Source organism: Bradyrhizobium sp. GW821-FHT13H05 (assembly GCF_058804065.1).
On the sequence record NZ_JBXAPO010000030.1, the window covers coordinates 1 to 2,312 of the forward strand.

The 2,312-nt window shown below is 65.9% G+C and carries 1 protein-coding gene; it reads right to left on the bottom strand.

What is annotated here, in order from left to right:
* On the bottom strand, positions 1-2,312 hold a 2,312-nt coding region (locus tag AC1RR3_RS38490; protein WP_492830529.1), incomplete at both ends, for a hybrid sensor histidine kinase/response regulator.

Below are 2,312 nucleotides of genomic sequence, written 5' to 3' on the forward strand. Positions count from 1 at the left end.
CGGCCGCGCTCGATCGCCGCCGGCGACACCAGCGCGGACAGGCCGATGATCGGCATCGCGCCGAGATTGCTGTCGGAGCGGATCACTTCGGCGAACTCGAACCCGTTCATGTCGGGCATCTCGATGTCGGTCAGGACCACGTCGAAGCTCTGGGCACGCAGCGCCGCGAGGCCCTCCTGCGCGGTCGGCGCGGTGCGGACGCGGTAGCCGGCCGCCTTGAGCACCGGCGCCAGCATGTTGCGGAAGAACGCGCTGTCATCGACCAGCAGCACCGACTGCGAGTGCTGTGACGGCTTCATCTCCTTGCGGGTGAACCAGTCGGAGAACGCCATCGGCAGGAAGTGGCCGACGTCGATCACCTCGGTGGCCTGGCCCTTGATCACGGCCGAGCCCAGAATGCCGGAGGCGGAGCCGCCGACCTCGATGTTGAGGCGCTCCTCGACGATGTCGATGATCTCGTCGACGACGAGGCCCATGGAGCGACCGTCATCGGCGAACACCAGGATCGGCTGGGCGCCTGTGCTTGCAATGGTGACGCTCTCCATGGCGACGAGCGGCATCAGCTGCTCGCGGTACTGCACCATGTAGCGGCCGTTGGAGAACTCGATCTTGTCGGCGGGGAGCTCTTCCAGGCGGGTGACGAGACCGAGCGGGACCGCCTTGGGCTGGGACGAGCCGGCGCGGAACACGAGCAGCGAAGTGGTCTGCTCGCCCGAGCCGATGTGATGCGCCCCGTTCTCGTCGCCCATGTCATGGGCCGAGGAGCCGGCGGCGCCGAGCGCCTTGGCAATGCCGTTGGGATCGATGATCATGATCACGGCGCCATCGCCCAGGATGGTGTTGCCGGAGAACATGTCGATGTGACGGAGCTTGGTCGACATCGGCTTGACCACGATTTCTTCGGTGTGGAACACGCCGTCGACGACGATGCCAAAGGTCTGGCTGCCGACCTGGGTGACCACGATGAAGCCGTTCTCGGGATCGGAAGCGGCGCCGTCGTCGATCTTCAGCAGCTTCTTCAGATGGATCAGCGGCAAGAGCTTGTTGCGCAGGCGAAGAACCGCGGTGTCCTTGATGCGCTCGATGCGGTGCTCGGAGTTGGCGCGGGCACGGACCAGCTCGACCACCGAGAGCTGCGGGATGGCAAAACGGTCACCCGCAGCTTCCACGATCAGGGCGGAGACGATGGCGAGCGTCAGCGGGATCTTGATGGTGACGCTTGAGCCCTCGCCGGCCACCGACTTGATGTCGATGGTGCCGCCGATCTGGTCGATATTGGTGCGGACCACGTCCATGCCGACGCCGCGGCCGGAGACCGAGGTGATGGCCGCCGCGGTCGAGAAGCCGGGCGCGAAGATGAACTTGTGGATCTGGGCTTCCGACATCTTCTCGAGCTCAGCCTCGGTGACGAGACCGCTAGAGATCGCCTTGGCCTTGATCTTCTCGGTGTTGAGGCCGCGGCCGTTGTCGGCGATGCAGATGATGATGTGGCCGCCCTCGTGATAGGCGGACAACCGGATGGTGCCCTGCTCGCCCTTGCCGCTAGCCAGACGCTCGGCGGGGGTCTCCAGGCCATGATCGGCGGAGTTGCGCACCATGTGGGTGAGCGGGTCCTTGATCAGGTCGAGCACCTGACGGTCGAGTTCGGTGTCGGCGCCGTGCATCTCCAGCTCGATCTGCTTGCCGAGTTCGCTCGAGAGGTCCCGGACGATGCGGGGCAGCTTCTGCCAGGCATTGCCGATCGGCTGCATGCGCGTCTTCATGACGCCTTCCTGCAGCTCGGCGGTGACGTTGGAGAGGCGCTGCAGCGGCACCTTGAACTCGGTGTCCTCGTTGCGGCGGGAAATCTCCAGCAGCTGGTTGCGGGTCAGCACCAGCTCGGAGACCATGGTCATCAGATGCTCCAGCGTATCCACGTTGACGCGGATCGACTGGTTGGCGATGCTGGCTCCCTCGCCGGCAGCCTCGTCGGCTATCGACTTCTTCGGCGCGGCCTTCTCCTTGGGCGCCTTCTCCTTGGCGGCAGGCGCCGAGGCTTCAGCGACTGGCTCAGGCTTGACCTCGGCAACGGGCGCAGGGGCTTCGATTGCGGTCTCGCGGAAGGCACGCTCGAGCTCGTCGAGCGAGACTTCGCCCGGACGGAGCGGACGCTCCAGGGTCTGGTCGATCAGCGTGCCGGAGGTCATGTCTTTTGCCGGTGCAGCCTTGGCTTCAACAGGAGCGGGAGCTTCCGGCACCAGCGGCGGCGCTTCGGCGGCCGGCATCGGCTGCGCCGAGCCTGACATCGCCGCCATGCCCTGCTCGACCATCGC